A 25,450-nucleotide genomic window follows, 5' to 3' on the forward strand; every position below is an offset into this window, starting at 1 on the left:
GGAGTGCCCGGCCAGGTCGGGGCGGACGTGGGCTGGTCAGGGCGACTCAGGGGGTGGCCCGGCAGCCCGCACCTGTACCCGTCGTCCGCCGCACTCGGGGCAGACCGCCTCCGTGAGCGGCGACCGGACGGCGCGGCCCGCCTCGTCCACGTACTCCTGGGTGGTCAGGCCCAAGGTGTCCAGGGGGTCGGTGAAGAACATGACCCGGAAGCCGGCCTCCCAGGCGTGACCGCAGTTCCCGCAGGCGAACGCGAAGGTCTCCGCCACCTCGCGGGGTTCCGCCGCCATGGGACCGCCCTCCTGCCGTGGCCCGCCGGTTCCTGTCCTCAGCCCACAACGCCGCAGCTCGGACGGCAACTCGAACGCCCCGCCCGGCATGCCCGCACACCCGCCCCCGACCACACTGACCCCATGCCGACGTATCCCAAGGAGTGACCATGCTGCCCGGATTCCTCGCCAGGGCGGTCGAGTTGCTGCTCGGCCGGGAGGGCCGCTCGCTGCATGTGAAGGCGGCGGGCGCCGCGACGGCCGTCCTCGGCGTGGTGATGCTCATCGGCTCGTGGGCCGTCGTCGTCGCCGAGCACGCCGCACTGCGCGCCAATCTGCGGACGTACCCGCAGGCGCTGTGGTGGTCGATCGAGACGGCGACCACCGTGGGGTACGGCGACTTCTTCCCGGTGACCTTCGGCGGCCGGGTCATCGGCACGGTCATGATGATCGTCGGGATCACGACATACGGCATGGTCACCGCCGCACTGGCGACCTGGTTCGTCGGGCGGGAACAGAAACGCCGTCACCATCTCGCCCATCGCGCCGAGGAGTTGACCGAGGAGACCGTCCACGCCCTGCACGAACGCTTCGACCGCATCGAGCGGATGATGGCCGGGAAGGACGAATGACGGCCGGGAAGGACGAGCGCGAACGAGGGCTTGGGCACGCCTTGCTACCGGCGAGTACCCCGCCCTGTCACCTCCCTGACACCTGAGGTACGGTCCCTCCCGAGTCCGCAAGCACCCACAGGTCGCGGACCGTTACGGACGGTGTGGACGGGGGCGGCGGAAGCATGGGATTCCACCTGGTCGACGAGGGCGGCGAAGGGCGCGCGGAGCCCGACGGCACGCCGCTGGAGGCCCTCGCCCCCGAGCCCCTGCTGACCCGGGACTACGAGACGCGCCCAGGGCTCGTCTACGAGCGGCTGCGCGAACGCCACGGCCCGGTCGCGCCGGTCGATCTGCTGGGCGTGCCCGCGTGGCTGGTGCTCGGCTACCGCGAGTCGCTCCAGGTCCTCCAGGACGACGCCGGCTGGCCCAAGGGACTGGAGAACTGGCGGGCTCGCACGGAGGGCCGGGTGCCCGCCGACTGGCCGCTCGGCCCCTCCCTGGAGGTCAACCACGTGCTGATCCAGGGCGGCCCCGGCCATCGCACCCTGCGCGGCGCCTGGGACGTGGCCCTGCGCCCCTTCCAGGATCCGCGCAACCCGCAGGCCAAGCGGCTCAAGTCGGCCGTCACCGGCTGTGCCGACGAGCTGATCACCCTCCTCGCGCAGGGCGGCCGTACGGGCCTGGCGGACCTGTCGGCGCAGTTCTCCCGTCCCCTGCCGCTGATGGCGGCGAGCCATCTGCTCGGCTTCCCCGGCTCGCAGGGCGACGAGGCCCTGATGGACATGTGGCGGGTACTGGACGCCGGCCCGGACGCGGAACCCGCACTGGCACGCCTGCTGGTGACGCTCTCCGAACTGGCCGCCGCCAAGATCGAGAAGCCGGGCGACGACTTCCCCTCCCACCTGCTCGCCGCCCACCCGGACCTCTCGGTCGACGCGCTGGCCCGGGAACTGTTCATGCTGCTGGGCATGACCTCCGACCACGTCGGCATCCTCATCTCCAACACCGTCGTCGAGGTGATCTCCGGGGACGCCGACGGCGGAGTGCGTACCTCCCAGTCCGCCGGCATGGTCCGGGAGACCATGAACCGCGTGGTCATGCGCAAGCCGCCGCTGGTCAACTTCGTGCCGAGGTTCGCGGCCGAGGACAGCCGGCTCGGGAACTACACCATCCGCGCCGGTGACCCCGTGTGGGTCTCGCCCGCCGGCGCGCACGCCGACCCGCTCTTCGCCGGCCGGATGGCACCGGGCTCCAGCATCAGCAGCCGGGCCCATCTGTCATGGGGTGCGGGACCCCGCCAGTGCCCGGCCCGCGAGCTGGCGTCCACCATCGCGGCGGCGGGCGTGAGCCGCGTCTTCGAACGGTTCGGGCACCTGGAGCTCGCCCTGCCCGTCGACCAACTGCCGTGGCGCTCCTCGCCGTTCATGCGGGGACTGCGCTCGCTGCCCGTGCGCTACGAGCTCTCCGGACCGGCGCTGCCGGTACCGACGGCGCCCGCCCCCGGCCTGCCCGACGCACCCGCCGCACCGGACCAGGCCGCCAGGCGGCGATCCTCGCTGTGGCGGTACCTCGCGGGACTGATCCGGTCCTGAAACTGACTGACTTCGGGCTCACCTGAGACTCTGGCGCCACGGACGGCCCCGGCTGTTCAATGGTGTTGAACATGTCCGTCGCGGAGAGGAGCCGCCGTGTCTCCTGCCGCCGTGCCGCCCGTCGGCGCGCGCATCCGGCAGGCCCGCCTCGCGAAAGGCGTGAGCCTGCGCGCCCTCGCGCGGGAGGTCGGCGTCTCCGCGAGCCTGGTCTCCCAGATCGAGACCGGTAAGAGCCAGCCGTCCGTGAGCACGCTGTACGGCATCACCACCGCGCTGTCGATATCCGTGGAGTCGCTGTTCGACGCCTACGAGGACGAGATCGCCGCGCCCCCGGTCGTGACCGCGTCCGCCGGATCCGGCGCTCCCGCTGTTCCGGCCACCGTCCTGCACGCCCTCGCCGCCTTCGCCGCCGACCCGGGGCGGCGCATCGGACCGCTGGTCACGCCGGGGGAGCGGGAGGTGCTGGAGCTGGACTCGGGGGTCGTGTGGGAGCGGCTGGGGCATGTTCCGGGCGCGGACGTCGACTTCCTGCAGGTGACATACCGGCCCGGTGGCTCCTCCTCAAGCTCCGGCGGCCTGATGCGCCACGCGGGCACCGAGTACGGCTGTCTCACCTCCGGCGCGCTCGTCCTCACCCTCGGCTTCGACGAGTACACGCTGGGTCCCGGCGACGCCGTCTGCTTCGAGTCGACCACCCCGCACCGCTACCGCAACGACGGCGCCGAGCCGGCCGTAGGAGTGTGGTTCGTGTTCGGCCAAGGGGCCGGCCAAGACGTTCAGTAGCACTTGACACTCGCGCGGCACGGTCGTCTACTCCGAAGTGGGGGTGGTCGCCATGGCGATCCGTACGTTCGGACCCAATGCAGTCGACTGGGAAGAGCGCATCGACCTGGACCGGCTCCGCAAGGAGCGGCTGGCCAGGCTCCACGAGACGCTGAACGGCTCGTCGCTCGGCGCCGTGCTCAGCTTCGACTTCGCCAACATCCGCTACATGACCGCCACACACATCGGCACCTGGGCGATCGACAAGCTGATCCGCTTCGCCCTGCTGGTGCGCGGCGGCGAACCGGTCGTCTGGGACTTCGGCTCCGCCGCCCGCCACCACCAGATCTACAACCCCTGGCTCGACTACAGCGACGGCAAGGACGGCCCGCCCACCGGCGCCCGGGCCGGCATCTCCACTCTGCGCGGCGCCTTCCACCCGGACGCGGGGATCGCCGAGGACGTGGCCCGCAAGATCGCCACCGAACTGCGCGAACACGGTCTCGCGGGCGAGCCGCTCGGCATCGACGTCGCCGAGATGCCGATCCTGGCCGCCCTGCGCGCCGAGGGCATCGACGTCGTCGACGGCCAGCAGGTCTTCCTGGAGGCCCGCCGCACCAAGACCCGCGACGAGATCTCCCTGCTCACCCAGGCCTGCGCGATGGTGGACGCGGCGTACGAGGAGCTGTACGGCTACCTCCGCCCGGGTGTCCGCGAGAACGAGTGCGTCGGACTCGTCAGCAAGGTCCTCTACGACCTCGGTAGCGAGTACGTCGAAGGCGTCAACGCCATCTCCGGCGAACGCTGTTCACCCCACCCGCACGTCTACAGCGACCGCCTGATCCGCCCCGGCGACCCCGCCTTCTTCGACATCCTGCACAGCCACCTCGGCTACCGCACCTGCTATTACCGCACCTTCGCCGTCGGCAGCGCCTCGCGCGCGCAACGGGACGCCTATGTCCGCTGCCGCGAGTACATGGACCAGGCCATCGCCCTCGTCCGGCCCGGCGCCACCACCGCCGACATCGTCCAAGTCTGGCCGTGCGCCGAGGAGTTCGGCTTCGCCGACGAGACCGCCGCCTTCGCCCTGCAGTACGGCCACGGGGTCGGCCTGTCGATCTGGGAGAAGCCCATCTTCAGCCGTCTGGTCTCCCTCGACCACCCCGAAGTCCTCCAGGAGGGCATGGTGTTCGCCCTGGAGACCTACTGGCCGGCGGCGGACGGCTGGTCGGCGGCCCGTATCGAGGAGGAGCTGGTCGTCACCGCCGACGGCTGCGAGGTCATCACCAAGTTCCCGGCCGAGGAACTGCTGGTCGCGGGCCGCAAGTACTGGACGGTCGGCGGCGAGCTCAACACCCGCCGCGAGTCCCAGTCCCACCTCAACACCCGTACCAACGGGAGCACTTGATGGTCGACCGCGACGAACTCCTCACGCTCTACGAGCAGATGGCCGTCATCCGCCGTACGGAGAAGGCCGCCCACGACCTGTTCCTGTCCGGTCTGGTCAAGGGCACCACCCACCTCGCCGCCGGCCACGAGGCGATCGCCGTCGGCACGAGCGCCGCCCTGCGCCCCGACGACTACGTCTTCGCCACCTACCGCGGCCACCACCACGCGATGGCCCGCGGCGCCACCCCCGAGGAGTGCCTCGCCGAACTCATGAGCCGCGCGACCGGGTTGTGCAAGGCCAAGGGCGGCTCCATGCACCTCACCAAGGCCGACGCCTTCATGCTCGGCTCCTACGCCATTGTCGGCGCCCACCTGCCGATGGCGGTCGGCGCCGCCTGGTCGGCCCGGCTGCGCGGGACACAGCAGCTGGCCGTCGCCTTCTTCGGCGACGGCGCCACCAACATCGGCGCCTTCCACGAGGCACTCAACCTGGCCGCCGTATGGAAGCTGCCCGTGCTGTTCGTCTGCGAGAACAACCTGTACATGGAGTACACCCCCATCGCCGACGTCACGGCGGTGGCCCGGCCCGCGGCCGACCGCGCCCCCTCGTACGGCATCCCGGGCGAGGTCGTCGACGGCAACGACGTGGTGGCTGTCCGGGACGCGGTGGCCGCCCTCGCACGGCGGGCCCGGGCCGGAGACGGGCCCGCCCTCCTGGAGGCCGAGACCTACCGCCACTTCGGGCACAGCCGTGCCGACCCGGCCACCTACCGCCCGGCCGAGGAGGTCGAACGCTGGCTCAAGCACGACCCGTTGGACCTCGCGCGCGGACGCCTCGTCGAGCTGGGGGTGCCCGAGGAGACGGTCACCGCGGCCGACGAACGCGCCCGTGACGTCGTACAGAAGGCGGTCCAGGCGGCGAAGGCCGCGCCGCCGGCCGATCCGGGTGAGGCGCTGACCGACGTGTGGGCGGACGGGGGTGCGGCGTGGCGGACGTGATCAGCTATCGGGAGGCGGTCGCCGAGGGCATCGCGCGGGAGATGCGCCGGGACCCGGCCGTCGTGTGCCTCGGCGAGGACATCGGCGAGGCGGGCGGGGTGTTCAAGACGACCGCCGGGCTGCTGAAGGAGTTCGGGCCCGAACGGGTGTGGGACACGCCCATCTCCGAACAGGCCATCGTGGGTGCGGCGATGGGCGCCGCGATGACCGGGATGCGGCCGGTCGCGGAGATCATGTTCTCGGACTTCCTGGCCTGTTGCTGGGACTACCTCGCCAACGAGATACCGAAAGTCCGTTACATGACGGGTGGTCAGGTCACCGTCCCGCTCGTGGTGCGCACCGCCAACGGCGGCGGGCTCGGCTTCGGCGCCCAGCACTCGCAGGCCACGGAGAACTGGGCGCTGACCGTCCCGGGGCTGAAGATCGCCGCCCCCGCCACGCCCGCCGACGTCATCGGCATGATGGCGGCGGCGATCCGCAGCGACGACCCGGTCGTCTTCTTCGAGCACAAGGGACTGCTGGCGAGCAAGGGAGCCCCCGCGCCGCCGGGGCACGTGGTCGAGCTGGGGCGGGCGGCCGTCGTGCGCGAGGGCGCCGACGTGACGCTGGTCGCCCTCGCCTCCATGGTGCCGCTGGCGTTGAAGGCCGCCGACGTCCTCGCCGGCGAGGGCATCGGCGTGGAGGTCGTCGACCTTCGCTGTCTCGTTCCGCTCGACGTCTCCACCGTCCTCGCCTCTCTCGACAGGACCTCGCGGCTCGTGACCGTCGAGGAGAACCCCTACCAGGGAGGCTGGGGCGCCACCCTCGTGTCGGTCGTCGCCGACGAGGGGTTCGCACTGCTGGACGCGCCCGTGCGCCGGGTGGCGGGGGAATGCGTGCCGCTGCCGTTCGCCGACGTACTGGAGGAACAGGTCATCCCCACCGTGGACAAGGTCGTGGCGGCCGTCCGGAGTCTCGCCGCGTACTGAACACCCCTGACACCCCCGAGGAGGAAGCGCGATGACCGATCGGATACTGCTGCGCGCGGGGCACGTGATCTCGATGGATCCCTCCGTCGGGGAACTGCCGAAGGGAGACGTCCTCATCGAGGACGGCAGGATCGCGGCCGTGCGGCCGGAGATCAGTGCTGACGCCGAGGTCCTCGACATGACCGGGCGCATCGTGATCCCCGGCTTCGTCGACACCCACCGCCACACCTGGGAGGCCCCCATCAGGGGCGTCGCCCCGGACGCCACCCTGGACGACTACTTCGTCGACATCCTCGACACCTTCGCCCCGCTGTACACCCCCGAGGACGTGTACGCGGGCAACCTCGCCGGCGCTCTGGAGTGCCTGAACGCCGGCATCACGACACTGGTCGACTGGTCCCACATCAACAACACACCCGAGCACCCGGATGCCGCGATCCAGGCGCTCGGCGAGACCGGCATCCGCGCCCAGTACGCCTACGGCAGCGCCAACACCTCCCTCGCCGACTACTGGTTCGAGAGCAAGATCGCGATTCCCGGCGACGACGTCCGCCGTATCCGTGCCAAGCACTTCGCCTCCGACGACGGCCTGCTGACCATGGGACTCGCCACCCGTGGCCCCGGATTCTGCGTCAACGACGTCGTCACCTCGGAGTGGACCCTCGCGCGCGAGCTGGACATCCCGATCACCGTGCACGTGGCGATGGGGCGGCTCGCCGGCCGCTTCGGCATGGTCAGGCAACTGCACGACCTGGGGCTCCTCGGCCCGGACACCACCTACGTCCACTGCTGCTACCTCAGCGAGGAGGAGTGGCGGATGGTCGCCGACACCGGTGGCACGGTGTCGATCGCGCCACAGGTGGAGACGCAGATGGGGCACGGCTGGCCGCCCGTGATGAGCGCGATCGAGCACGGACTGCGGCCCTCGCTCAGCATCGACGTCGTCACCACCGTGCCCGGCGACATGTTCACCCAGATCCGCGCGGCCTTCGGCGTCGAGCGGGCCCGGGTCAACGCGGACTGCTGGCAGGCCAACATGCCGGTTCCCAGCACCATGTTGACGGCACGTCAGATGCTGGAGATCGCCACGAGCAACGGCGCGCATGTCGCGGGACTGGAGCACCGCACCGGTTCCCTGACCCCCGGCAAGCGCGCCGACGTCGTCGCCCTCGACGCCACCGCGCTGAACATGGCGCCGGTGCACGACGCGGCCTCCGCGGTCACGCTGTGCGCGGACGTCTCGAACGTCGAGACGGTCATCGTCGACGGCGTGGTCCGCAAGCGCGACGGCAGGCTGACAGCCGACGTCGCGAGGGCCCGACGGCTCGTCGAGGAGTCCCGCGACCGGCTCCTGGCGGCGAAGGAAGCCAAGGCGCAGGAAGCGGTGGCGAAGGACGAAGCGGAGGCGAAGGAGGGGAAGCCGACCGTATGACCCGGCATCTGGTGCGGCGGGCCGCCGACGTGGCCGAGCCGCCGTACGACGCACACGGCTACCGGCGCCGCACGCTGGTCGGCGAGGACGACGGCAGCGTGCACACCGGCTTCGGTCTTTGCGAACTGCGGCCGGACGGTGGGGTGTCGGCGCATGTGCACTCGTACGAGGAGAGCTTCCACATCCTCGACGGGACGGCCGTCCTCGACGCGCCCGACGGCTCGTACCTCCTCGAAGAAGGCGACTACGGCATCCTCCCGGCCGGCGTCCCGCACGCCTGGCGCGGCGCCGGCGACACGGCCGCACGCTGGGCGGACATGCTCGCGCCGGTGCCACGGGCACGCTACGGGCACGACACGCAGCCCGTGCCCGACCTGCCGGCGAGGCCCCCCGCGCGCATCGACGTCCGCGACCCGCGCACCCGCTCCTTCGGCCACTTCGAGCCCGCCCAGATGGACCCGGGCAAACAGTCCCAGGATCTCCTGACCGTCTCGGCGAGCATGCGCACCGCGCTGCTCGTCTACAGCGGCATCACGGTCAGGATGATGGTCGACAGCGACCTCGGTGCGGTCGCCTCCACGATGTTCATGGTGCAGTACGCCCCCGACGGCGTCGCCGGCACGCACGACCACCCCTTCGAGGAGACGTACCTGTTCCTCGACGGCGAGGCGGACGCCGTGTTCGACGGCGAACGGTATCGGCTCGGGCCCGGCGACTGCGCCTGGGCGGGCGCCGGTTGCGTGCACGGCTTCGCCAACGCCGGTCAGGGGCCGCTGCGTTGGCTGGAGACACAGGCGCCGCAGCCGCCGCCGCGTCACTCGTACCGGTTCACGCGCGACTGGGAGTACCTGAGGGAGGCCCTGGAGTCATGAGCAGCGTCCTGGTCGTCGGCGGCACGTCCGGCATCGGCCGTGAGCTCGCCCTCGTCCGCGCCGAGCAGGGCGACGAGGTCGTCCTCACCGGCCGCGACCTCGGTCGGGCCGACGCCGTCGCCAAGGAACTCGGCGCCCGCGGCCTCGCCCTCGACCTGTCCCGACCACGCGAGATCGCAGGGGCGTTGGCGGACGTCGGACACGTCGACCACCTGGTCCTCGCGGGCGTCTCCCGCGACGAGAACCGGGCGACCGACTACGACATCGCCGCCGCCCTCGAACTGGTCACCCTCAAGCTCGTCGGCTACACCGAGGTCGTGCACGTGCTGCGGCAGCGGATCACCGACGACAGCGCGATCGTGATCTTCGGCGGCCAGGCCAAGGAGCGCCCCTACCCCGGCGCGACGACGGTCGCCACGGTCAACGCGGGCGTACGGGGACTGGTGAACACCCTCGCGGTCGAACTCGCGCCGATCCGGGTCAACGCCGTCCATCCCGGTGTCGTGGGCGACAGCCCCTACTGGCGGGACAAGCCGGAGCAGGTGCTGGCCGGTCTGCGCGCCAGGACCCCGACCGGTCGGCTCGCCACCATGGCGGACGTGGTGGACGCCGTGGACTTCCTGCTGCGCAACAGGTCCGTCAATGCGGTGGAGTTGAGTGTGGACGGGGGGTGGCTGCTGGGGTGAGCGGCACGGAACCGCGCATGGCGATGAGCGACACGGAACCGCGTGTCGCGGTGATCGGCACGGGCCGGATGGGCGCGGCCATGGCGGTGCGGCTGCGCGCGGCAGGGTGCGCGGTGACGGCGTACAACCGTACGCGCGCCAAGGCCGAGGCCACCGGGGCCGCCGTCGCCGGCACGCCCCGCGAGGCCGTCGCGACGGCGGACGTCGTCCTCGTCTCCCTCGCCGACGACACGGCCGTGCGGCAGGCGTACGGCGGGGAGGACGGCATCGCCGCCGGGCTGCGCCCCGGCACGGTCGTCGTGGAGACCAGCACCGTCGCCCCGGACACGGTGACCGCCCTGGGCCCGCTCGTCGACAAGGCGGGCGCGGCCCTGCTGGACGCACCTGTCTCCGGCAGCGTCAGCTTCGTAGAACAGGGCAGGCTCACCGTCATGGCGGGCGGGGACCGGTCGGCCCTGGAGCAGGCCCGCGCCGTGCTGGACGTCCTGGCTGCCCACGTCGTCCATGTCGGCCCCGGTGGCACCGGCGCGGCGATGAAGCTGTCGGTCAACTCCCTTCTCCTCGGCCTCAACCAGGCCCTCTCCGAGGCCCTCGTCCTCGCCGAACGCGCCGGTGTGTCCCGGGAGTCGGCGTACGAGGTGTTCGCGTCCGGCGCCGCGGGTGCGCCGTTCGTGCAGTACAAGAGGGACGCGTATCTGCACCCCGAGGACGCCACGGTCGCCTTCACCCTCGAACTCGTAGCCAAGGACCTGGACCTGGTCCTCGCCCTTGCCGAACGACTGGGGGCACCCATGCAACAGGCCGCCGTCAACCGTGGCGTGGTTGCCGATGCCGTGCAACAGGGCTTCGGCGAGCGGGACTTGAGCGCCCTGGCCGACTTCCTGCGCTTCCGGGCCTGACAACGGCCCCGGTGGCCCGATGCCCGGGGCCCTTCCGGCCGGTCATGGTTCAGGTCGTGGTTACGGTCATGGTTTGAGCGGATCGTGGCCGATCGTCATCAGCAGGTGACGGCGGTCGGAGTCCTCGGCCACCGGCTCGTTCTCCAGGTCCGCCTGCTGCTCGACGGTGTCCACGACCTCGTACATCACTCGGAGGTCGTCGTCGGTGAGGTCCGTGCGCCGTTTCTGCAGGATAGCGAGGACGTGCTGCCCGACGGGGCTGCCCGCCTGGTCGGGCAGGGGCTCCGTCACCTCGCCGGCGTCACTGACCCGCAGCCAGGCCGCCAGCTCCTGTGAGGTCATGTTCACCACGCGGTGGAAGTCCTCCCACAGCGCGTCGAGTTCGAGGGCGTCGGTCATCGTGTCCCCCTTTCCGTACGTGTGCGTATGTGCTTCTGCGCTTCGCCGGTCAGCTGTCGCGCGGCCGGTACGGGCCGGCTGGTGCCCGCAGGTACTCGCGCGAGTGCCCAGGGCGAACCAGCGCAAACGCGACGCCCGGCTGCCGACGCGGTCTCACCTGGTCTCAGTCCGTGGACGCACCGTTCGGCTCGTGGGCACGCCGTCCAGGAACCGGGTCAGGTCCGCGAAGACCTCCGCCCTGTTCGTCTCGTTGAAGACCTCGTGCCGGGCGCCGGGGTAGATCCGCTCGGTGAGGTTGCCGCCGCTGAGCTGTTCGACGCCGATGCGGCTGCCGGCCAGAGGGACGAGCCGGTCGTCGTCGCCGTGCAGCCACAGCAGCGGAAGCCGGCCGACGTCGCCACCCTCGGCGACGGTCTCCAGAGTCCGCGCGAACGCCTCCACGGTCGGCCGCTTCATCGGACCGTGCCAGACCAGCGGATCCACGGCATACGCCGCCCCGACCGCCGGGTCCCGGGAGAGCGAGGCCGGGCTGATGGGCGTGTCGGGGATCTCGTCGAGCGCGAGCAGCCGTTCCGGCAGCTCCCAGGCGCCGATCACCGGCCCGGACAGTACGAGGGCTGCGAGCCCCGCGCCGTGGCGCTGGGCGTAACGGGCCGCGATCAGTCCGCCCATGGAGTGGCCGATCAGCACGACCGGCAGGTCCGGGTGGGAGGACCGGGCCAGCCCCGCCACGGAGTGCACATCGCCGACCACGTCCTCGAAGTCCTCGATCAGCACCCGCTCGCCCGCCGACCTGCCGTGGCCCGTGTGGTCGGGCCCGAAGACGGCCGCGCCGTGCCCGGTCAGGACACCGGCCAGTTCCTCGTACCGGCCGATGTGCTCTCCGTAGCCGTGGGCGACCAGAGCGATGTACCGCGGCCTTTCGTGAGGCCACTCGCGGACGGTGATCGAGCCGCGGGTGCCGGGCAGGACGTGCTCGTGGGCGTCGGCCATGTGTCCTCCAACTGCGTCGGTGGAAGGTTCCGGCGATCTTCCCAGGGGGCGGGGCGGAGGTCTATAGTCCAAAACTAGCAGCGCTAATTAAGTTCCTGCGGGTCCGCGCCACCGAACGGACCCCGCAGGTCGAACAGCCCCTACAGCCCAATACAGCCTCGGTACAGCGCGTACGGCCTCGTAGAGCGTCGTCGGTCAGGAGTCCTGTCGTGCGTCCCGTCCACTTCGCGGCCGCCCGCCGCACCCCCATCGGCAAGCTGCGCGGCGCCCTGTCCTCCGTGCGGCCCGACGACCTCGCCGCACACGTGATCCGCGCCCTCGTCGCGGACGTCCCCGCCCTCGATCCGGCCCGTGTCGACGACGTCTACTGGGGCGCCGCCAACCAGGCCGGCGAGGACAACCGCAACGTCGCCCGCATGGCCGCCCTGCTCGGGGGCCTTCCCGAGTCCGTCCCCGGGGCCACGGTCAACCGCCTGTGCGCCTCGGGCCTGGAGGCGGTGACGTCGGCCGCCCGCACCATCGCCGCCGGGGAGGCCGACATCGTCCTCGCGGGCGGCTCGGAGTCCATGAGCCGCGCTCCCTTCGTCCTGCCCCGCCCCGACGAGGCCCTCCCGCACCGCATCGAGACCGTCGACACCCGCCTCGGCTGGCGCCTGGTCAACCCGGCGATGAAGGACCTGCACGGCCTGTTGTCCATGGGCGAGACCGCGGAGGAGGTCGCCGCGCGCCACGGTGTCAGCCGAGAACGCCAGGACGCGTTCGCCCTGCGCAGCCACCAACGTGCCGCGGACGCCCGCAAGAACGGCCACTTCGACGACGAACTCCTGCCCGTGGAGCGCCCGGACGGCGTGCTCGTCGACGCCGACGAGTGCGTTCGCGAGGACACGTCGTACGAGAAGCTCTCGCGTCTGAAGCCCGTCTTCCGCGCCGGCGGCACGGTGACGGCGGGCAACGCCTCGCCGATGAACGACGGCGCCGCGGGCCTTCTCCTGGTCAGCGAGGAGGCCCTCGACGACCTGGGTCTGGAGTCACTGGGCCGCTATGTCGCCGGCGCCTCGGCCGGAGTCCACCCCGACGTGATGGGCATAGGCCCCGTCCCCGCCACCCGCAAGGCCCTGGCCCGCACCGGCTGGAGCATCGGTGACATCCAGGAGGCCGAGTTCAACGAGGCGTTCGCCGCCCAGGCCCTGGCCTGCGTGGACCAGCTCGGCATCGACCCGGACCTGGTCAACCCGAGCGGCGGCGCGATCGCCCTGGGGCACCCGCTCGGCTGCTCCGGAGCCCGGATCCTCACGACACTGCTGCACCGCATGCGCCGCACGGGGGCGGAGCGAGGGCTGGCGACGATGTGCGTGGGGGTCGGGCAGGGCAGTGCGGTGCTGGTGGAGAGGCACTAGAACGCGCGGCTCGTGAGGCGCCTCAAAAGGACACTGCTCGACGCCGGTCAGGGCAATTCGGCCCGTCCGGCGTTTGAGGACGAGGCCGTCCAGGCCGAAGCGGGGGCCTGGGGCGGCTGCCCCGGCACGCCACCGCCGAGTGCCACCCAGCGAGACGGTACTTACACGCCCCGTTGGCTGCACATAGCATCGGTCCCCGCATGAACACGATGACGCTCTGGCACATATCCGGCTGGGAGTTCGCCGCCCTCGCCTTCGCGGCCCTCCTCGTCGGCTTCTCGAAGACCGCGGTGAGCGGGGCCAACACGGTGAGCCTCGCCGTCTTCGCGGCGGTCCTGCCCGCCCGCGCCTCCACCGGCGTACTCCTGCCCATCCTGATCGTCGGCGACGTCCTCGCGGTCCTGACCTATCGGCGGCACGCCCACTGGCCCACGCTGTGGCGGCTGTTCCCGGCGGTCGCGGCGGGCGTGGTCGTCGGCACACTGTTCCTGGTGTGGGCCGACGACGGAGTCGTACGGACGTCGATCGGCGCGATCCTGCTGCTGATGGCGGGCGTGACCGTGTGGCGGCGGCGTACGGCGGAGCCCGACGAGGAGCCGGACTCGGTGGCGACGAAGTCCGGCCGCGTCAAGGCGCGCTCGTACGGCGTCCTCGGCGGCTTCACCACGATGGTCGCCAACGCGGGCGGCCCGGTGATGTCGATGTACCTGTTGTCGGCGGGTTTCCGGAAGCTCGGCTTCCTGGGGACGTCCGCGTTCTTCTTCCTGATCGTGAACGTGTCGAAGGTGCCCTTCAGCGCCGGCCTCGGCCTGATCGACGGCCACTCGCTACTCCTTGACGCCGCACTCGCGGTGTTCGTCGTACCTGGTGCGTTGTTCGGCAAATGGGCTGTGAACCGAATCAACCAGCGCCTCTTCGAACAACTCGTGATCGCGGCGACGATCGTGGGTGGCCTGCAGCTGCTGCTGCGCTAGCCGCCCTCTGCGCACCGCCGTTTTGCGTCGGCCACTGCTCCGCCGGTGGGCGGGAATGCGAGGGCGGCATGCGTTGTTGCACGGGATGTGATTGACATGCTCGGATCAAAGATCCGTGGTGTGGGCGAAGGGAGGACCTCATGGCACGCAGCACCGCGCGCCCCGTCGTCACGCTGAAGTCGACGGCCGGAACCGGTGTCACCTACGTGACCCGCAAGAACCGCCGGAACCACCCCGACCGGCTGGTCCTGCGCAAGTACGACCCGGTGGTGGGCGAACACGTCCCGTTCCGCGAGGAGCGCTGACCCAACCTGCGCCATTCCGGCGCAGGGCTCCGAGGAAGGAAACCCCATGAAGCCCCGCATCCATCCCGACTCCCGGCTCGTGGTCTTCCGCGACCGCGCCGCGGACGTCGCGTTCCTGACCCGTTCCACCGCCGACTCGTCTAAGACGATCGAGTGGGAGGACGGTCACTCGTACCCCCTGATCGACGTCGAGATCTCCTCGGCGTCCCACCCCTTCCACACAGGCAACACGCGGGTCATGGACACCGCGGGCCGGGTGGAGCGCTTCGAGCGTCGCTACGGCCGTGCCATCACGCGTGACTAGGAGAGCAGAACCATGAAGGTGCGCAAATCCCTGCGCTCACTGAAGTCCAAGCCCGGGGCCCAGGTGGTCCGCCGACGCGGCGTGGTCTTCGTCATCAACAAGAAGGACCCCCGCTTCAAGGCCCGCCAGGGCTGACGAGGATCCACACATCAGGACGGCCGCCGGGCACCCCTGCCGGGCGGCCGTCCCGTCATGTGCTCCCCTCGGGGCGGGCCCTGCACGTCCGCCCCCGCACGCGACCTCGTACGCTCGCCCCATGTCCCCCCACGTGCTGATCCTCGGCGGCACCGCCGAGGCCCGCGAACTGGCCGCCGTGCTCGCGGCACGCCCCGGCGTGCGGGTCACCACCTCCCTCGCGGGGCGCGTGACACGACCGGGCGCCCTGGCGGGAGACGTGCGCGTCGGGGGCTTCGGCGGGGCGGCAGGGCTGGCCGACTGGCTGCGTGAACAGCACGTGGACGCCCTCGTCGACGCGACGCACCCCTTCGCCGAGACGATCACCGCCAACGGCGCGCGGGCCGCGGCGGCCAGTGGAGTGTCGTCGGTGGTGCTGCGCCGCCCCGGCTGGCGGCCGGGCCCCGAGGACCGCTGGCACCTGGTCACGTCGCTGAGCGCGGCGGCCGACGCGCTGCCGCGGTTCGGCTCCCGGGCATTCCTGACCACCGGCCGCCTCGGCCTGTCGGCCTTCGCACACCTCGCGGACATGCACTTCGTCGTACGGTCGGTGGAGCCCCCCGAGCCGCCTGTGCCGCCGCACACCGAAGTGCTGCTCGCACGCGGGCCGTTCACGGTCGCCGACGAGACGACGCTGCTGCGCGAGTACCTGATCGACGTCCTGGTCACGAAGGACAGCGGGGGAGAGGCGACGGCTGCCAAGCTCACGGCCGCACGCCAACTCGGGCTGCCCGTCGTGGTCGTACGTCGACCGCCCCTGCCGAGGGGTGTGAGCGCGGTGTCGGACGTGGCGGGTGTCCTGGTCTGGTTGGGCTTCAACTCGTAGAGGGACAAGGGAGAAGGGAAGTCGGACACAGGCCAAGCGCCGCTTGGGCTCACTCCCTTGGGCTCACTCCCTTGGGTTACGGCGCAGCAGATACGTGTCCATGATCCATCCCTTGCGCTCCCGGGCCTCGGCCCGCAACCGCTCGATCCGCGGAGCGGCCTCGCCGATCGGCCCGGAGACGAGGATCTCGTCCGGAGTGCCTATGTACGCGCCCCAGTAGATGTCGATGTCCTGGTCGGCGTACTGCCGGAACGTCCGATGGGCATCCAGCATCACCACCACGTCGTCCACCCCTTCCGGGAAACCCTCGGCGAGCCGGCGCCCGGTGGTGATCTGGACGGGCCGGGCGACCCGGTTGAGCCCCGTACGATGCCGGGCGACGAGCGCGGAGACGCTGCTGATCCCGGGCACGACGTCGTACTCGAAGGTCACGCTGCCGCGCCCCAGGATCTCCTCCAGGATCCCGAGCGTGCTGTCGTACAACGCCGGATCCCCCCACACCAGGAACGCGCCGCTCTCGTCCTCGCCCAGCTCCTCGGCGATCAACTGCTCGTAGATGTCGGCACGGGCACTGCGCCAGTCACCGACGGCGGGGGAGTAGGCCGCACCCCCCGCGCTCCGGTCCCGCTCCGGATCCCGTGCCTCGACCACCCGGTACGACGCCCCGTCCGGGAGGTGCGCGTCGAGCATGTCCCGGCGCAGCCGCGTGAGATCGTCCTTCACCTCACCCTTCTCGAGGATGAAGAACACGTCCGTACTCCGCAGCGCCCTGACCGCCTGCAGGGTGAGCTGGTCGGGGTCGCCCGCGCCGATACCGATGACATGAATCTTTCGCACACCCCGAGTCTGCCGCACGCCACTGACAGTCCGTACACCGCGTCGGCACCGAGCGAATACGGCACGGGCGCGGCATGGCCGCAGCACGGACGCGGGCCCTGCGGCGCAGGTGTTGCTACGGCACCTGCCCGCGCAGCCTCGGCGCCCGCGCCCCGGCATCGACGGCCCGGCCGCCGCCCTCCACGTCGTCCGCCAGCTCTCGCGCCCAGCCGACCAGCCCCACCAGATCCATCCCAAACGGCCGCTGCCGCCCCGACTCCGCCGCCCACTCCGTCACGGCCCCGGCGCCCCGCCGCAGCAGCCGGGCGCCGCCCGTCACATTGCCCCGGGCGGCATGAGTGAGCCCCACGGAGACCTGCGCCAGGCCCCGCCACAGCCCCCGCTCCTCCTCGGGCCCGGACTTCCAGGCATCCTCGAACACCTCGTGCGCATGGAAGGGCTGCCCCGCGTCGAGCAGCTCCTGCGCCTCGGCGACGCTCTGCTCCGGCGTACGTACGACACCCTCGGGCTGCCGGGCCACCCCCTCGGCGCCGTACGGCAGGGGCCGCCCGAGCCCGTCCCGCGGCCGGGCATTGCGCGCCCGCCCCTCGCCGTCCCGGTCCCGCGCCCCGGCCACCCGGCCCGACGGCGCGCTGCTCCTGCGTCCCGTGCTGCCCATACGTCGATTGTCCCGCGCCCCGGGTCCGCTTCGGCGCCAGCCCGGACGTGGGGTAAAGTGCAGTCCGCGCGATCACGCGGTTCACCGCGGAAGCGCACCGGGACGTGGCGCAGCTTGGTAGCGCACTTGACTGGGGGTCAAGGGGTCGCAGGTTCAAATCCTGTCGTCCCGACTGGAGACAGTCGCAAGGTCAGGGCCGGTTTCGGAGGCATCCGAAACCGGCCCTTGATCATTCTTGGGGACCAGTTGGGGACCGGCGTCCTTGACCGAGGTCAGCGGGTCGTTCCAGTTCTCTTGTAGTCCGTCTATGAACGCGCTCCGCCGACCACTCAATTACTTCACATCGGGTGCGGAAAAGAGGACCTCCGCTTGTGCGACTGCCATGCTCACAAGCGCCGAAGGAGGTGGCTGTGACCTCGATCGCGGAGACCCGGGAATCGCCCGCTCTTGCTGTGGATACAACGGCGCAACGGCTCGCGGACCTTGCCGCTCGACAGCGGCGGGCCCTGGCCGGTGGATCCGCGCAGGCGGTGGCTCGGCAGGCGGCGCGCGGCCGCCTCACGGCCCGCGAACGCCTGGCTCGGTTGCTGGATCACCGCGGTCCGTATGCCGCGGGGGCGGCCAGGCTGAACTGATCGTCCGGCGTATCCGGCCGGTCCGGGACTCTGTGGGCAACCGGATCCCTTCCCCCGGGGCGTGCCCCGGTTCACCCAGGTGGCACCCGCGGCATCAGGGGTCATCGGCACCGCGGCGGCCGCTGTCTTCCTCGCGCCGCGGCGGGTGCAGCGGCGCCTGAGCGCATTGGGCCCTGGCGCCGGCACCGCTCCCGATGAATATCCGGGCCCCGCAACGCCTGGATAGTTGGCGGGTTGAGCGCTTCCGGCTCCTGATGTGTGCGAAACGTGAGCCTCCCGGCAGAACTCCCAGGTGGACAGCCGCGACGCGTGAGGCATCCTGATCCGAACGGCGTCCGTTCTGCCCGGAAAATGCTTGGACTCCGTGGGGGCCGGCGCGGGACACTCCCATTCCCTGGCCTGCGCGTACTCGCGCGATGACGTCGCCGCGAGCCGAGCGAGGGCGCTCACTCGACCGACCTCTTCCGCCGAAGCACGCGTGGGCCGCCGTACGACCACACGGGATCGGGATGGGATTACCTGAATCGCGCGAGGATGCGCCGCGCAGGGGCGCGGTACTCCTCGCACTGCGTTATTACGGACGGGAGTTGGCCCGGCTCCGGCGCATGGCGCTGCCCGCCATGCTGCTGCCGGCCCTGGGCAACATCGGCCTCAACTACATCGCGCCGCTGGTCGTCGCGAAGCTCGTCGGCCGGATCGCCGACGACTCCGGAATCGGTATCCGCTCCACGCTGCCCTACGTCCTCGGGTTCGCCGGCGTCCTGCTGCTGTCGGAGGGGGTGTGGCGCATCGGCCTCCACTGTCTGAACCGCCTCGACGCCCTCGGCATCGAGCACCTGTACGTGATCGGCATGGACGAACTGTTCGCCAAGGACGCCGCGTTCTTCCACGACAACTTCGCCGGGGCACTGACCAAGCGGGTGCTGAGTTTCGCCTCCCGCTTCGAGGAGTTCGCCGACACCCTGACCTTCAACATCGTGGGCAGCCTGGTGCCGCTGGCATTCGGCTCGGTGGTGCTGTGGCGCTACGAACCGCTGCTCGTCGTCGGGCTGTTGGTGATGATCGCGCTGACGGCGCTGTGCGTCGCACCGCTCATCCGGCGCCGCCAGGCACTCGTCGACCAGCGCGAGGAGGCCATCGCCCGCGTGTCGGGCCACGTGGCCGACAGCCTCATGAACATGGACACGGTCCGAGCCTTCGCCGCCGAGCACCGCGAGGCCGCCGAACACCGTACCCGCGTCGCCAACTCGCGCCGCCTCATGCTGAGGGCGTGGGACTACGGCAACCTGCGCATCGACACGCTCGTCGCGCCGATGTCCGTCCTGACCAACGTGCTCGGCCTGCTGCTCGCGGTCGCGCTCGGCGGGGGCGAGCACGGCGTCGAGGCCGTCGTGGTCGCGTTCACCTACTACACCAACGCGACGAAGATCATGTTCGACTTCAACCAGATCTACCGCCGTCTGGAGAGCTCGATGACGGAGGCCGCACAGTTCACCGAACTGCTGCTGGTCCGGCCGACCGTACTCGACCCGGCGTCTCCGGAGCCGCTGCTTCCGGCGCCCGCCGACGTCCACTTCGAGCAGGTGACCTTCGCCCACGGGGGCGGAGATCCGCTCTTCGAGAGCCTCGACCTCGCCGTCCGCAGCGGGACGAAGATCGGTCTCGTCGGTCGGTCCGGCGGTGGCAAGACCACGCTGACGCGGTTGCTGCTGCGCATGACGGACATCGACGGAGGCCGGATCCTGATCGGGGGACAGGACATCAGCAGGATGCGCCAGGCCGACCTGCGAGGTCTGATCGCCTACGTGCCGCAGGATCCGGCGATGTTCCACCGCACGCTGCGGGACAACATCGCATTCGCCCGCCCGGACGCCACGGACGCCGAGATCCGCCGTGCGGCCGAGGCGGCGCACGTCACGGAGTTCGCCGATGCGCTGCCGGACGGTTTCCACACCATGGTGGGCGAGCGCGGCGTCAAGCTCTCCGGCGGCCAGCGCCAACGCGTCGCCCTCGCCCGGGCCATCCTGCGCGACGCGCCGATCCTGCTGCTCGACGAGGCGACCAGCGCCCTGGACTCCGAGAGCGAGGTCCTCGTCCAGGAGGCGCTGTGGCGGCTCATGGAGGGGCGCACGGCGCTCGTGGTGGCCCACCGGCTGAGCACGGTCGCCGGCATGGACCGGCTCATCGTCCTCGACCGCGGACGGATCGTCGAGCAGGGCACGCACCAGGAGCTGCTCGCGACGGACGGCGCCTACGCGAAGCTGTGGCAGCACCAGTCCGGTGGCTTCCTCACGGACGGTTCCGCCGACGAGAGTCCCGTCACCGACAGTTCCGTCACCGACGGTTCTGTCGCCGACAGCCCAGCCGGCGCCGACCTGCTCTGAACCGCCCCGAGGAACCCGGACAAGCTCCCACCGTGGACGGCGGGTTGGTCCCCGCCGTCCACCCGGTGCGCCGGCGTCATCCGCCGCCGTCGAGGTCGGCGCGCCGGCGCAGCACCCGTAGTTCGTGGCCGGCGAGCCGCATCTCGTACAGCTTTCCGCGGGCGTTGTCGAAGGGGCGGTGGAGGATCATCATCAGCCGGTCGTCGAACGTGCGGAACAGCATGCCGTGACCGCTGTCGTCGCGGACCAGCGGCCGTTGCTGCTGCCACGGGCCCGTGATGTCACCGGACTCGGAGACCGCGTAGGTCTGCACGTAGCCGCCGCTGATCGTGCCGTCCGCGCCGACCACGTTCTTCTCGTACGTCGACCAGAGCATGAGCAGTGACCCGTCGGGTGTGCGGTACAGCTGGGGGCCGTCGGTGATGTAGGGCGGGAGCTGGTTCGGGGCGCCGGCCGGGATCTGCTCGCCGAGCCAGGACGCGTCCGAGGCCTTGAACAGGAAGACCGGATCTCCGACCGTCCGTGACAGGTCCGGGGCCAGCCGGATCGCCTCCATGGTGCCGTCGACGGTCTGCAGCCACTCGTGCGCGTACACCATCCAGGGCTGCCCGGACGGGTCGACGTAAAGCGTGCCGTCGAGGGTCATGAGGTTCTCGGGCGGTGTGGGGCGGGCCGGGTCGACGACGGTGAAGGGCCCGAGCAGCGAGTCGGAGACGGCGGTGATCGTGCCGCGCATGTAGTTCGCGACCTGGAACGGAGTGCCCCACTGGTTGGCGGGCGGCACAGGAAGCGGTCTGTCCTCGTTGTGCAGCGTCGTGAACAGGTAGTACCTGCCGTCCCGTTCGTGCACCTCCGGCGCCCATCCGCCGTCGCTCGCCCAGAGTTCGCGCTGCTCGGACGCCAGGAAGACCACGACGGGGCGCGTCCAGTCGCGCAGGTCCCGGCTGCGGTAGACCATCGTGCCGGTGCCGTCCACGCCTGACACGGATGGCTCGTTGGACGTGTAGAGGTGGTACGTACGGGTGCTGTCGTCGGCGACGACGAAGGGATCGTGCAGCGGCATGCCGGGAAGCCGCATCAGCTCGTTGTCAGCCACCGTCGAAGAATACGGTCACGCCGTACCGGCGGAACCCGGGGCTCCCCTCCCGGCGATCTCGGTGAATCGGTCGAGCAGCGCGTCCAGCCCCACGGTCAGGCCCTCGGGTCCGCCGGGCTCGGTGAGGGTGGGGGCGGCTGCCCGGAGCCCCGGCAGTTCCTGGGGCGGCATGCGGTGCAGGCCGAGACGGAACGCCGGCTCCTGCTCGTCGGGGTTGTCCACCACGGGCCGCAGCTCCACGGACACATAGCCGAGCAGCCACGCGGTGAAGGCGCGGAAGACGGCCGCCGTGCCGGCGTCGTCGAGCCCGGCCTCCCGGAGCAGGGCGAGCACCCTCTCGTGGTCCTTCAGCACGGCGAGCGGGCGACGCGCGAGCGGCACGGCCAGCATGCGCGTGGTGAGCAGCGGGACCGCCTGGGGGTGGGCCAGGCAGACGTCGTACGTCGCCCGGGCGATCCGGTGGAGTCCGGCCCGCCAGTCGGGCGAAAGGGCGTCCGCGGAGCCGGCTTCGGAGTCCGTGGAGCCGGCTTCGGAGTCGGCGGCCAGGCGCTCCTCGAGTTCGAGATAGAGCGCCTCGACCAGGCCGTCGAGCAGCGCGTCCTTGCCTGCCGCATAGCGGTAGAGCGCCATCGCCTCCACCCCGAGGTCCGCACCCAGTCGGCGCATGCTCAGCGCCGAGAGGCCTTCGCGGTCCACCAGTTCCAGTGCTGCGGCGAGCACGCGCTCACGACTGAGCCTGCCGTAGCGCCCGCGGTCGCTGGCGCGACGCGTCGGGCCGGGATCCGAGCCTTGCGCCATCTCGCGTCTCCTTGCCATACGACCGCGGGACCTCTCGTGGGTGACGGCATCCGTATACGACGTAAACACGGATGCTACTCGGAAGCGGCGCCCTCCCTCCGTTCCCGTCTTGACCCGTATGTCCCGCGCGTCTAATGTACGTATACATCGTAAATATACGGACAAGGCTGTGTGAATTCTCTGTCCAGAGCCGCGACTCCCCAGGGCGTCCTCATCGAGGAGGGCCGAATGAACCGTCCACTGCGCGTCACGGTGGTCACCAACGCCGGAGTCCTCGGCGGTGCGGAACTCTGGCTGCTGTCGCTGCTCGACTCCACCGACCGGTTGGACGTGGACGTGGTGATGCTGGGGGAGGGCCCGCTGGGTGATCAGTTCCGCCGACGGGGGGTGCCCTGCGTCACCCTGCCGACGGGCCGGACCGGAGCGGCGGTCGCGGCGTCCGCGATGTCACTCGCACGCCGGTTGCGGGCCGGCCGGCCGGACGTGGTCCTCGCCAACGGGATCAAAGCGGCATGCGTGTGCGCCCCGGCCGCGTGGCTCACCGGAGTGCGCTGCGTGTGGGCCAAGCACGACTACACCCACCCCCGTCTGATGAAGCTCCTGGCCACGCTCACCGACGACTGCGTGGCGACCGCGGAGGGACTGGTCCTCGCCTCGCTGCACCCGCGGGCCGTACTCGTACCGTTCCCCGCGCCGGAGGGCACCGCGCTGCCCCGCGAGGCCGCCCGCCGGGAACTGCTGCGACACGGTGCCCGGCTCGGAGCGGGCCCCGACGAGTCGCTGTTGCTCACCGTCAGCCGTCTGGTCTCCAACAAGGGCGTGGACGACGCGATCGAGGCCTTGGCGAGGCCCGGGGGAGAGCGTTGGCGACTGGCCGTGGTCGGAGGTGAAGCGCCGACCGAACCGGGCGAGCAGAGCCGGCTCGCCAAGCTGGCCGCCGAGGCCGGAGTGAGCGACCGCGTCGACTTTACGGGCTGGATACCCGACGCCTGGCGGATCATCCCCGCGGCCGACGCGGTCGCGGTGCTGACCAAACCCACCCCGGCCATGCCCTATCCGGAAGGGTTCGGCGCGGTCGCACTGGAGGCCATGCGCTCCGCGGTCCCGGTGATCACCACACCGGGGCCCGTCGCCGACCGGGTCGCGCAACCGGGTGGGGCGCACGCCGGGATCGCCGTGCCGCCCGGCGACTGCCGCGAAGTGGGCCTGGCGCTGCGTCGGTTGACGGACGGCGACACCCGCCTTGCCATGGGCTCGGTGGGACAGCGACTGACCGCTTCCCACCCAGGCCCCGCCGAGTGCGCCGGCCGCTTGGCGCAGGTCCTGTCCGAGGCTGCCCGACTGCCCGGGACGGGGCTGACCGGGACCGCGCCGGTCTCGGTGGTGACCACCGTGCTCAACGAGGCCGGCACGATCGACCGGCTGCTCGGCCCGCTGGTCGGCCAACTCGTGGAGGACGGGGACGAGATCGTGGTCGTCGACGGTGGCTCGGCCGACGACACGGCCGACCGCGTCGAGGCGTGGGCGTCGAAGGACGCCAGGATCCGCCTGCTGCGGCTTCCCGGCTCGGGCATCCCGGCCGGCCGCAACGCCGGTGTGAAAGCCGCCCGCAACTCGCTGATCGCCTGTACCGACGCGGGCTGCCAACCCGGTCCGGACTGGCTGGCCCGGCTGCGCGCGGCGGCGGCGGAGCCCGTCCCGGCCGGCCTCGTCACCGGCGTCTACCGGGTGGACGGCCACGGAGCACTGGCCCGCGCCATGTCGGCGGCGGGCTATCCGGTCCCCGAGGAGGCCCGGCGTCCGGGACCGTGGACACGCGTGTCGGGCCGGCTCTTCGGCCGGGGGTTCGACGCGACCATGCCCACCGGCCGCTCGGTGGCCTTCACCCGCGCTGCCTGGCAGGACGCCGGGGGCTTCCCCGAGCATGTGCGGGCCGCCGAGGACGTGCTCTTCGGCCGTGCCGTCGCCCGGGCCGGTCACCGGGTCGTCCTGGCCTCCTCCGCCGAGGTCCGCTGGGAGCAGCGGCCGACGCTGCGCCGGACCGTGGCGATGTACTTCCGTTACGGCGAGGGCGGCGGACGGTCGGGGGACCCGCGCCTGCTGGGCCGGGACGCGGCCAGAGCGGTCGCCTACGCCGTCGCCCTCGGTGCGGTGGTGACGGGCCCGCGCGCCCGGTCCGTCGCGGCCACGGCGTTCGCGGCGTACGTCTCGCTGCCGCTCGCCAGGGCCGTCCGCCGACGTCACTGGGAGGCGGTGCCCCTCGTCCCCTTCGCGGCGGCCGTGCGCGACCTTGCCAAGGCGGCCGGGGCCGGGCGCGGGCTGGTCCGCCGGGACGGACCGGAGAGGGCCGCCCCGGGCGGTCGGGACGCGGACGGGCGGGAGGCGGATCGTCCGGACGAGGAGGGGCCCCGATGAGTCGCGCTGCGGCGGCCGTGCGACCGCTGGTGCTGATGTACCACGGTGTCGGCACACGCACCGCCCGTCGGGACCCGTTCTGCCTCTTCGTTCCGCCGGACACGCTCCACAGACAGCTGCGAGGGCTCCTCGACCGGGGCTGGACGCCCCTGACCCTCAGCCGGTACCTGCGGGGTGACTTCCCCGCGCGCAGCGTGCTGGTGACGTTCGACGACGGCTATCGGGCCCTGTTGGACGAGGGGGTGCCGGTCCTGCGCGGGCTGGGGTTTCCCGCCACCGCCTTCGTGCTCGGCGGCATGCTCGGCGCCACCTCCACCTGGATGGCCGACATGCCCGACGAACCGCTGCTGGACGCGGACGGCGTGCGCGCACTCGCCGATGCGGGGCTGGACGTCGAATGCCACGGCTGGGACCACACCGACCTGGTGAACGCCGACGCCGCCACCCTCACCCGTCAACTCGGCCGGGCCGCCGCGGTGTTGGCCGACATCACCGGCAGGCGGGCCCGCGCGTTCGCCTACCCCTACGGGGCGCACGACGCCGCCGCACGCAGAGCCGTGGCCGAAGCCGGATTCTCCCTCGCGTTCAGCGTGCACGACGGCGCCGGGCGTTACGCCGTCCCGCGCGTCGACATCAACGCCACCGAGACCGACGCGACCTTCCGGCTCAAGACCTGGCGGGGCTACCCCACAGCCCGCCGGATGTCCGGAGCGGTGCCGTCACTGCGCCCCGCCCTGCACGCCCTGATCGGCCACGCCCACCGACCCTGACCGCG

26 protein-coding genes and 1 tRNA gene are annotated in these 25,450 nt (G+C 71.5%); 20 read left to right on the top strand and 7 right to left on the bottom strand.

Going from position 1 to position 25,450, the window contains the following annotated elements; all coding sequences use genetic code 11:
• Positions 1-36 precede the first annotated feature (36 nt).
• Positions 37-288, bottom strand: a complete 252-nt coding sequence (locus tag OG870_RS39470) for a hypothetical protein (RefSeq protein WP_266529701.1) — start codon at positions 286-288, stop codon at positions 37-39.
• A 149-nt stretch (positions 289-437) separates the two neighbouring features.
• Here OG870_RS39470 and OG870_RS39475 point away from each other — a divergent pair, with 149 nt between their 5' ends.
• The 10 genes from OG870_RS39475 (at position 438) to OG870_RS39520 (ending at position 10,480) form a co-directional block, all read left to right on the top strand.
• The gene (locus tag OG870_RS39475; protein WP_266529704.1) at positions 438-899 is read left to right on the top strand and encodes a potassium channel family protein; all 462 of its coding nucleotides are present in this window, start codon (positions 438-440) and stop codon (positions 897-899) included.
• A 164-nt stretch (positions 900-1,063) separates the two neighbouring features.
• The gene (locus tag OG870_RS39480; protein ID WP_266591744.1) at positions 1,064-2,473 is read left to right on the top strand and encodes a cytochrome P450; all 1,410 of its coding nucleotides are present in this window, start codon (positions 1,064-1,066) and stop codon (positions 2,471-2,473) included.
• A gap of 96 nt (positions 2,474-2,569) precedes the next feature.
• Complete coding sequence (locus OG870_RS39485; RefSeq protein WP_266591746.1) at positions 2,570-3,256, top strand: helix-turn-helix domain-containing protein; 687 nt, start codon at positions 2,570-2,572, stop codon at positions 3,254-3,256.
• Between the two features lie 52 nt (positions 3,257-3,308).
• A complete protein-coding gene (locus OG870_RS39490) occupies positions 3,309-4,643 on the top strand; it encodes a M24 family metallopeptidase (RefSeq protein WP_266529713.1) in 1,335 nt (444 codons plus the stop codon).
• Complete coding sequence (locus tag OG870_RS39495) at positions 4,643-5,623, top strand: thiamine pyrophosphate-dependent dehydrogenase E1 component subunit alpha (RefSeq protein WP_327691977.1); 981 nt, start codon at positions 4,643-4,645, stop codon at positions 5,621-5,623. Before OG870_RS39490 ends, OG870_RS39495 begins: the two co-directional genes overlap by 1 nt.
• The gene (locus OG870_RS39500) at positions 5,611-6,591 is read left to right on the top strand and encodes an alpha-ketoacid dehydrogenase subunit beta (protein WP_266842763.1); all 981 of its coding nucleotides are present in this window, start codon (positions 5,611-5,613) and stop codon (positions 6,589-6,591) included. Before OG870_RS39495 ends, OG870_RS39500 begins: the two co-directional genes overlap by 13 nt.
• Positions 6,592-6,622: 31 nt before the next feature.
• On the top strand, positions 6,623-8,023 hold the full coding sequence (locus tag OG870_RS39505) for an amidohydrolase family protein (RefSeq protein ID WP_266842761.1): 1,401 nt from the start codon (positions 6,623-6,625) through the stop codon (positions 8,021-8,023).
• Complete coding sequence (locus tag OG870_RS39510) at positions 8,020-8,895, top strand: cupin domain-containing protein (protein WP_327691978.1); 876 nt, start codon at positions 8,020-8,022, stop codon at positions 8,893-8,895. Before OG870_RS39505 ends, OG870_RS39510 begins: the two co-directional genes overlap by 4 nt.
• Positions 8,892-9,581 carry an SDR family NAD(P)-dependent oxidoreductase gene (locus OG870_RS39515; protein ID WP_327691979.1) on the top strand — a complete coding sequence of 230 codons (690 nt, stop codon included), beginning with the start codon at positions 8,892-8,894 and terminating at the stop codon, positions 9,579-9,581. Before OG870_RS39510 ends, OG870_RS39515 begins: the two co-directional genes overlap by 4 nt.
• 23 nt (positions 9,582-9,604) lie before the next feature.
• Positions 9,605-10,480 (top strand): NAD(P)-dependent oxidoreductase, encoded by an 876-nt coding sequence (locus OG870_RS39520; RefSeq protein ID WP_327691980.1) that lies wholly within the window; start codon positions 9,605-9,607, stop codon positions 10,478-10,480.
• Between the two features lie 66 nt (positions 10,481-10,546).
• Here OG870_RS39520 and OG870_RS39525 read toward each other — a convergent pair whose 3' ends face one another.
• Together OG870_RS39525 and OG870_RS39530 are read right to left on the bottom strand one after the other, a co-directional pair.
• The gene (locus OG870_RS39525; protein ID WP_266529744.1) at positions 10,547-10,879 is read right to left on the bottom strand and encodes a DUF3140 domain-containing protein; all 333 of its coding nucleotides are present in this window, start codon (positions 10,877-10,879) and stop codon (positions 10,547-10,549) included.
• Between the two features lie 153 nt (positions 10,880-11,032).
• Positions 11,033-11,872: an alpha/beta hydrolase gene (locus OG870_RS39530; protein ID WP_266529747.1), complete on the bottom strand. Its 840-nt coding sequence runs from the start codon at positions 11,870-11,872 to the stop codon at positions 11,033-11,035.
• A 209-nt stretch (positions 11,873-12,081) separates the two neighbouring features.
• Here OG870_RS39530 and OG870_RS39535 point away from each other — a divergent pair, with 209 nt between their 5' ends.
• The 6 genes from OG870_RS39535 (at position 12,082) to OG870_RS39560 (ending at position 15,852) form a co-directional block, all read left to right on the top strand.
• Positions 12,082-13,269, top strand: a complete 1,188-nt coding sequence (locus OG870_RS39535) for a thiolase family protein (protein WP_266529750.1) — start codon at positions 12,082-12,084, stop codon at positions 13,267-13,269.
• Between the two features lie 200 nt (positions 13,270-13,469).
• Positions 13,470-14,243, top strand: a complete 774-nt coding sequence (locus OG870_RS39540; protein WP_266529751.1) for a sulfite exporter TauE/SafE family protein — start codon at positions 13,470-13,472, stop codon at positions 14,241-14,243.
• A gap of 140 nt (positions 14,244-14,383) precedes the next feature.
• Positions 14,384-14,548, top strand: coding sequence for a 50S ribosomal protein L33 (rpmG, locus tag OG870_RS39545; protein WP_266591760.1), 165 nt, complete (start codon positions 14,384-14,386; stop codon positions 14,546-14,548).
• Positions 14,549-14,594: 46 nt separating this feature from the next.
• Positions 14,595-14,852, top strand: a complete 258-nt coding sequence (locus OG870_RS39550) for a type B 50S ribosomal protein L31 (protein WP_266529756.1) — start codon at positions 14,595-14,597, stop codon at positions 14,850-14,852.
• A 12-nt stretch (positions 14,853-14,864) separates the two neighbouring features.
• The gene (gene ykgO, locus OG870_RS39555; RefSeq protein ID WP_266451931.1) at positions 14,865-14,987 is read left to right on the top strand and encodes a type B 50S ribosomal protein L36; all 123 of its coding nucleotides are present in this window, start codon (positions 14,865-14,867) and stop codon (positions 14,985-14,987) included.
• Between the two features lie 121 nt (positions 14,988-15,108).
• On the top strand, positions 15,109-15,852 hold the full coding sequence (locus OG870_RS39560) for a cobalt-precorrin-6A reductase (RefSeq protein ID WP_266591763.1): 744 nt from the start codon (positions 15,109-15,111) through the stop codon (positions 15,850-15,852).
• 63 nt (positions 15,853-15,915) lie between these two features.
• Here OG870_RS39560 and cobF read toward each other — a convergent pair whose 3' ends face one another.
• Positions 15,916-16,689, bottom strand: a complete 774-nt coding sequence (cobF, locus tag OG870_RS39565; RefSeq protein WP_266529758.1) for a precorrin-6A synthase (deacetylating) — start codon at positions 16,687-16,689, stop codon at positions 15,916-15,918.
• A gap of 115 nt (positions 16,690-16,804) precedes the next feature.
• Positions 16,805-17,347, bottom strand: a complete 543-nt coding sequence (locus OG870_RS39570) for a DUF309 domain-containing protein (RefSeq protein WP_266591765.1) — start codon at positions 17,345-17,347, stop codon at positions 16,805-16,807.
• 98 nt (positions 17,348-17,445) lie between these two features.
• Here OG870_RS39570 and OG870_RS39575 point away from each other — a divergent pair.
• Positions 17,446-17,519 (top strand) — tRNA-Pro (locus OG870_RS39575).
• Between the two features lie 972 nt (positions 17,520-18,491).
• A complete protein-coding gene (locus tag OG870_RS39580) occupies positions 18,492-20,366 on the top strand; it encodes an ABC transporter ATP-binding protein (protein ID WP_266591767.1) in 1,875 nt (624 codons plus the stop codon).
• Between the two features lie 76 nt (positions 20,367-20,442).
• Here the strand turns inward: OG870_RS39580 and OG870_RS39585 are convergent, their stop codons facing one another.
• Together OG870_RS39585 and OG870_RS39590 are read right to left on the bottom strand one after the other, a co-directional pair.
• A complete protein-coding gene (locus OG870_RS39585) occupies positions 20,443-21,444 on the bottom strand; it encodes a glycoside hydrolase family 43 protein (protein WP_266529849.1) in 1,002 nt (333 codons plus the stop codon).
• A gap of 33 nt (positions 21,445-21,477) precedes the next feature.
• On the bottom strand, positions 21,478-22,260 hold the full coding sequence (locus OG870_RS39590; RefSeq protein WP_266529767.1) for a TetR/AcrR family transcriptional regulator: 783 nt from the start codon (positions 22,258-22,260) through the stop codon (positions 21,478-21,480).
• 228 nt (positions 22,261-22,488) lie between these two features.
• Here OG870_RS39590 and OG870_RS39595 point away from each other — a divergent pair, with 228 nt between their 5' ends.
• The gene (locus OG870_RS39595) at positions 22,489-24,675 is read left to right on the top strand and encodes a glycosyltransferase (RefSeq protein WP_266591769.1); all 2,187 of its coding nucleotides are present in this window, start codon (positions 22,489-22,491) and stop codon (positions 24,673-24,675) included.
• Positions 24,672-25,445, top strand: a complete 774-nt coding sequence (locus OG870_RS39600; protein WP_266591771.1) for a polysaccharide deacetylase family protein — start codon at positions 24,672-24,674, stop codon at positions 25,443-25,445. Before OG870_RS39595 ends, OG870_RS39600 begins: the two co-directional genes overlap by 4 nt.
• The last annotated feature ends 5 nt before the right edge of the window (positions 25,446-25,450 follow it).

The sequence above is a fragment of the Streptomyces sp. NBC_00461 genome (assembly GCF_036013935.1).
In the GTDB taxonomy this organism is placed as follows: Bacteria; Actinomycetota; Actinomycetes; order Streptomycetales; family Streptomycetaceae; genus Streptomyces.

Bases quoted from the DNA above. Each gene is read 5' to 3' on its own strand.
- OG870_RS39470 (WP_266529701.1), bottom strand. From the start codon at position 288: ATGGCGGCGGAACCCCGCGAGGTGGCGGAGACCTTCGCGTTCGCCTGC.
- OG870_RS39475 (WP_266529704.1), top strand. From the start codon at position 438: ATGCTGCCCGGATTCCTCGCCAGGGCGGTCGAGTTGCTGCTCGGCCGG.
- OG870_RS39480 (WP_266591744.1), top strand. From the start codon at position 1,064: ATGGGATTCCACCTGGTCGACGAGGGCGGCGAAGGGCGCGCGGAGCCC.
- OG870_RS39490 (WP_266529713.1), top strand. From the start codon at position 3,309: ATGGCGATCCGTACGTTCGGACCCAATGCAGTCGACTGGGAAGAGCGC.
- OG870_RS39495 (WP_327691977.1), top strand. From the start codon at position 4,643: ATGGTCGACCGCGACGAACTCCTCACGCTCTACGAGCAGATGGCCGTC.
- OG870_RS39505 (WP_266842761.1), top strand. From the start codon at position 6,623: ATGACCGATCGGATACTGCTGCGCGCGGGGCACGTGATCTCGATGGAT.
- OG870_RS39510 (WP_327691978.1), top strand. From the start codon at position 8,020: ATGACCCGGCATCTGGTGCGGCGGGCCGCCGACGTGGCCGAGCCGCCG.
- OG870_RS39515 (WP_327691979.1), top strand. From the start codon at position 8,892: ATGAGCAGCGTCCTGGTCGTCGGCGGCACGTCCGGCATCGGCCGTGAG.
- OG870_RS39520 (WP_327691980.1), top strand. From the start codon at position 9,605: ATGAGCGACACGGAACCGCGTGTCGCGGTGATCGGCACGGGCCGGATG.
- OG870_RS39525 (WP_266529744.1), bottom strand. From the start codon at position 10,879: ATGACCGACGCCCTCGAACTCGACGCGCTGTGGGAGGACTTCCACCGC.
- OG870_RS39530 (WP_266529747.1), bottom strand. From the start codon at position 11,872: ATGGCCGACGCCCACGAGCACGTCCTGCCCGGCACCCGCGGCTCGATC.
- OG870_RS39540 (WP_266529751.1), top strand. From the start codon at position 13,470: ATGAACACGATGACGCTCTGGCACATATCCGGCTGGGAGTTCGCCGCC.
- rpmG (WP_266591760.1), top strand. From the start codon at position 14,384: ATGGCACGCAGCACCGCGCGCCCCGTCGTCACGCTGAAGTCGACGGCC.
- OG870_RS39550 (WP_266529756.1), top strand. From the start codon at position 14,595: ATGAAGCCCCGCATCCATCCCGACTCCCGGCTCGTGGTCTTCCGCGAC.
- ykgO (WP_266451931.1), top strand. From the start codon at position 14,865: ATGAAGGTGCGCAAATCCCTGCGCTCACTGAAGTCCAAGCCCGGGGCC.
- OG870_RS39560 (WP_266591763.1), top strand. From the start codon at position 15,109: ATGTCCCCCCACGTGCTGATCCTCGGCGGCACCGCCGAGGCCCGCGAA.
- OG870_RS39570 (WP_266591765.1), bottom strand. From the start codon at position 17,347: ATGGGCAGCACGGGACGCAGGAGCAGCGCGCCGTCGGGCCGGGTGGCC.
- OG870_RS39580 (WP_266591767.1), top strand. From the start codon at position 18,492: ATGGGATTACCTGAATCGCGCGAGGATGCGCCGCGCAGGGGCGCGGTA.
- OG870_RS39585 (WP_266529849.1), bottom strand. From the start codon at position 21,444: ATGCGGCTTCCCGGCATGCCGCTGCACGATCCCTTCGTCGTCGCCGAC.
- OG870_RS39590 (WP_266529767.1), bottom strand. From the start codon at position 22,260: ATGGCGCAAGGCTCGGATCCCGGCCCGACGCGTCGCGCCAGCGACCGC.
- OG870_RS39595 (WP_266591769.1), top strand. From the start codon at position 22,489: ATGAACCGTCCACTGCGCGTCACGGTGGTCACCAACGCCGGAGTCCTC.
- OG870_RS39600 (WP_266591771.1), top strand. From the start codon at position 24,672: ATGAGTCGCGCTGCGGCGGCCGTGCGACCGCTGGTGCTGATGTACCAC.